Origin of the sequence: uncultured Phenylobacterium sp. (assembly GCF_902826855.1) — a bacterium.
Lineage (GTDB): Bacteria > Pseudomonadota > Alphaproteobacteria > Caulobacterales > Caulobacteraceae > Phenylobacterium.
In genome coordinates, this window is the sequence record NZ_CADEGK010000303.1 from 1 (window position 1) to 3,828 (window position 3,828).

Consider the following 3,828-nt stretch of genomic DNA (forward strand, 5'->3'; position numbering starts at 1 on the left):
CGACGCAGGTTCCTCTGTCTGACGCGAGCCGTTCGCTGGACGTCGACCCGACGCTGGAGGTTGCGAGGCCCCCCCAAAATACGGTCAAGATCAAGCCCCTGAAGTTCATCGCGAGTCGCCTCGGCAGCCTGGCGAGTGGAGTCCTGAACGGCCCTCGCCAGGTGTGGGCCTTCGTCGCAGGCCTGCCTGAGCGGCTCGCCCGCCGGCCTGCCCGGATGCCCGCGGCGTGAGGTCGCGTCGCCACGGGCAAGACTTGACTGCCTTCCTCGCGCCGACGGGCTTGTTGTGTTCGGGCGCGGCGCCGCGGTCGGTGACGGCCAACGTCCGCCTGTTTGCCGATCGAAATTGGACGGCTTTCCCACGCGCAGTCGGTGGCTCTACCAAGGCATCCTGTGGTGAGCCGCGGCCTTGGTGCGCGTCCTTGGCGGGTTGCGCCGCCTGCGGCTCAGCGACAGCGCGGCGAGGGCGGCGAGGCCGGACACCAGTGCGAGGGCGATCGCGCCATGTGCCTCATCAGCGTGGACGATAAAGCGGTGGAAGAGTCTGTCGTCCGCCGCCCACCACGAAGCTGACGGCTTATGAAAGCCATGTCGATGGAAAGACCCGGCGGCTTCTCGTGCTATATCTGCAGCGTCCGATGCGGTGCGTCCGCTAACAAGCAGCTCGGCCCGAGGGCTGACCAACTGCGGATCATCCCTCATGCACCACGTCTCGCGAGTCACATTGAACACGCGCCCAAGCGCAGCCTTCCTAGAGATGGACGTCCGATGCTCTAGAAATCGATCCGGTGATTTCGGCATGAGCGGACCTCCGATAGGGGCGTTGGTAGCAAACGCATCAGTGGTCCGAGTCGACGCGGATTCGCCGCCCGATTTACGCCACGCCGCTCATTGATCTGGTGTTCGCATGAATGACTTCCTCGACCTGAAGGGCGCCTCCGGCGCGACATATCGGTTCCGTGTCTGGGTGGACGGGGCCTCGCACCTACCGGTCGCGGGCAACTACGTGTTCCTCAAGGTCGAGCCGGATAGCCTCCAAGTGCTGCTGGTAGGCGCCACCAACGACCTTTCCCAAGCGCGCCTGGAATGGCCGAAAGTTGCCGCCCTCGGCGCGACGCACGTATTTACTCGGCTCAACGTAGCCCGGGCTGTACGGACGGCGGAGCACGAGGACCTCGTCGCGGGCTACAAGCCTGTCCTGGTAAGCAATGGGGTGAGCTAAGCGACGAGATGAGGCGGGTTCCGCGAACGGCCGGTGCCTACCTTGCCCGAACCCAGTCCGCGGCATCCTGTTCACGGCGTTCCGGAGGGACGGGCTGGCGGTCTTGACCTCGCGCCGGACCGCCATCACCCAAGCCTGCTGACGATACTTCCGAAGGTCACCTAGGAGAGTGGGGACCTCTCGCCGAGCGCTGCGGAAGCTTGCGCGACCCCTTTTGCCGAAAGGACGGTCGGCGCCCAGTAGGGTGACGGCCAGCCCGATGGCAGTCGCGGGCGCTGGTGGCTCGCGGTTGCCCACTCGCCTCTGAGGAGAGTCCCGTGAGAGCCTTCCTTCTTTCGTGACACGGTTCGGTCAACGGGGTGTCTCGGGGAGGATCAATGACCATCCGCTTAGTAGCACTTGGTGCTTTCGTCGCCGCACTCGCCCAACCGGCCGCCGCGATTGAGTTGTTTGCGTACTCAGGCTCCTCCCCAGTTGACGGCGTGTTCGATTGGCACCCGAGCGAAGCGACGACGGAATTTACCGGCGTATCCTCGGGAGTGACGCTGAACACCCACGGCAAGGCCACCCTTGGTGATGCTGGCATCGTCCTGCGTGCGGACGCCAGTGCTTCAGGGACCCTAACGACGACGCATACTGACGAGTTTGTGCTCTCGTATTCTCTGGCCGGGTTCAGGGATCATATCGTCATAAGTAGCGACGGCCTGACGGGCTCCAGCGGAACTATACTATTCCAACTGGACTATGACGGCATCCTCGCAGGTCTTGGCGGCGACGGAGGAGGCTACGGCACAAGTGTTTACGCGGTCGTTTGTGAAGACTACATAGGTTGCTCCGATACGTCGCCGCAGTCTCAACTGTTCTCACTTGACCAGCTTTACGGGGTCTCAGATGACACTAAAAGCGTGGATGACTCGGCCAGCATAGGACTGCAATTCACCTTTGGAACTCCATTTGACGCAACCTTATATCTGGGGGCGGCAGCGGGTGTTTTAGGGGCGGCGGGGTCTAGCGCAGGGGCAATTTCTGACTTCGCACACACGGCCACGCTGGGCCCTGCAAGGGTCTTGGATGCCAACGGGCGACTGGTGGGCGGGGCGACCGTCTCATCAACAGACTCCGACTACAGTTACGCCGTCGCCGTGCCAGAACCTGCCACCTGGGCCCTGATGATCGGCGGTTTCGGTCTTGCGGGAGCGAGCCTGCGTCGCCGGAGAGCGGTCGCCGCGTAGCCTCGCCATCGCCAGCACGCCGGAACGCCTTGACCACTGCGATCCCAAGCAACGTCGCGCCCACCGGGTAGGCTGCGAGGATTGCGAGTTCGACTTGGCGCGCCCGGCGCCGCCGCCGGGCAGGTGAGCGGCGTGAAGTCAGCACAGGGCTCCTCCGCGAACGTGCGAGATCGTCGAGGCAATATAGGGGGGCGGGGCTTAGGCGACGTTGACGCCCCCTCCGGGGCAGTGGCCACTCTGCACGTCTTGCACGAAGCGTTCAGTTTCGCTGCACTAAGGTGCCGTGGTGAACTCCAGCATCGACACCGAGTACACGTTGCAGATCGTCGTCGGCGGACTGGCGCCGCGATGGACGAAGGTGGTTCGCTATCCTGACGACGCCACGGCCATAGCGGCATCGGGACGTTTGGTGGCGTCGGAGGCGAGCACCCTCCGCGGGAGAACCTCGCTACTCGTCGGTCGTGGAACCGATGAGGACGTTCACTGGCTGGGGGCTTGGCACCTCGACGAGGAGCCTGCGTGGATGCCCGCCTGACGAGCACGACGGTTGCCCCACCCCTCAGGTTGTGGGGGGCATCGGGGTGGGGCACGCGCTAGCGATGGGGTGCATTCCGCCGCCGCGCGAGGCGCATGTGGTGCCGACCCGCAAAGAACAAGCGCCGCCGCTTCGAACGAGGAGCCCCACCCCCCTAAGCTTGTCGGAGGGGAGCCGAGGGGTGGGGCTCATGCCAGGGCGCACGGGAAGGCGCGCTGGCGAGGCAAGATGGCTTAGCGCGCCGGACGGGTCACTCGGGCGAAACACTCATCAGCTGATCGCTCCACCCCGCAGCGTACCACCGGGCGGCTTCGCGGTCCGCGCCGCTCAAGATTCACGCAACCCGTACACAGAGCATTCAGGTTCGCTGAGCCACGGTGTCGGGTGACCCGTGAAGATCTGAACTCGACCATCGGCAAGAGGCTCGCCCTGCGACGGCGGGAGCTAGACCTGACGCTCGCGCAGGTGGCCGAACGTTGCGGTGTGAGCCTTCAGCAGGTGCACAAGTACGAAACAGGCCAGACGAGTATTTCGGCTGCGATGCTGGTGCAGCTCGCCCGGTGCCTGCAGGTACCGGTCGGTCGCTTGCTTGAGGAATTGGAGGGATAGGGAAAGCCCCCGGCGGGAGAACGCCGAGGGCTCTGTGTCGGGGCGCCGGCGAAGGCGGAGGACAGTTTGGGACGGACCCCATCCCGACGCCCACCCTAACTCGCCGGCCGCGCCGCCGGTTCCTGGCGCCCGCCGTCATGCGATCGAAGCCGCCGGCCCCATGCTGTCAGGACTGCCACCCACGCTCGCCGGCGGCGTCGAACGAGGGCAGCTCATCCTCGCGGCGCAGGT

General features: G+C 65.1%; 5 protein-coding genes. All 5 read left to right on the forward strand.

Features of this window, described 5'->3' with window-relative positions:
- The coding region (locus QZV94_RS23755) for a hypothetical protein (RefSeq protein WP_293682747.1) at positions 1-230 on the forward strand (230 nt) is incomplete at its 5' end.
- Between the two features lie 676 nt (positions 231-906).
- Complete coding sequence (locus QZV94_RS23760) at positions 907-1,221, forward strand: hypothetical protein (protein ID WP_293682749.1); 315 nt, start codon at positions 907-909, stop codon at positions 1,219-1,221.
- Positions 1,222-1,598: 377 nt separating this feature from the next.
- The gene (locus QZV94_RS23765) at positions 1,599-2,453 is read left to right on the forward strand and encodes a PEPxxWA-CTERM sorting domain-containing protein (RefSeq protein ID WP_293682751.1); all 855 of its coding nucleotides are present in this window, start codon (positions 1,599-1,601) and stop codon (positions 2,451-2,453) included.
- Between the two features lie 286 nt (positions 2,454-2,739).
- The gene (locus QZV94_RS23770) at positions 2,740-2,988 is read left to right on the forward strand and encodes a hypothetical protein (protein WP_293682753.1); all 249 of its coding nucleotides are present in this window, start codon (positions 2,740-2,742) and stop codon (positions 2,986-2,988) included.
- Positions 2,989-3,372: 384 nt separating this feature from the next.
- Positions 3,373-3,597 (forward strand): helix-turn-helix transcriptional regulator, encoded by a 225-nt coding sequence (locus QZV94_RS23775; protein WP_293682755.1) that lies wholly within the window; start codon positions 3,373-3,375, stop codon positions 3,595-3,597.
- Positions 3,598-3,828 lie beyond the last annotated feature (231 nt).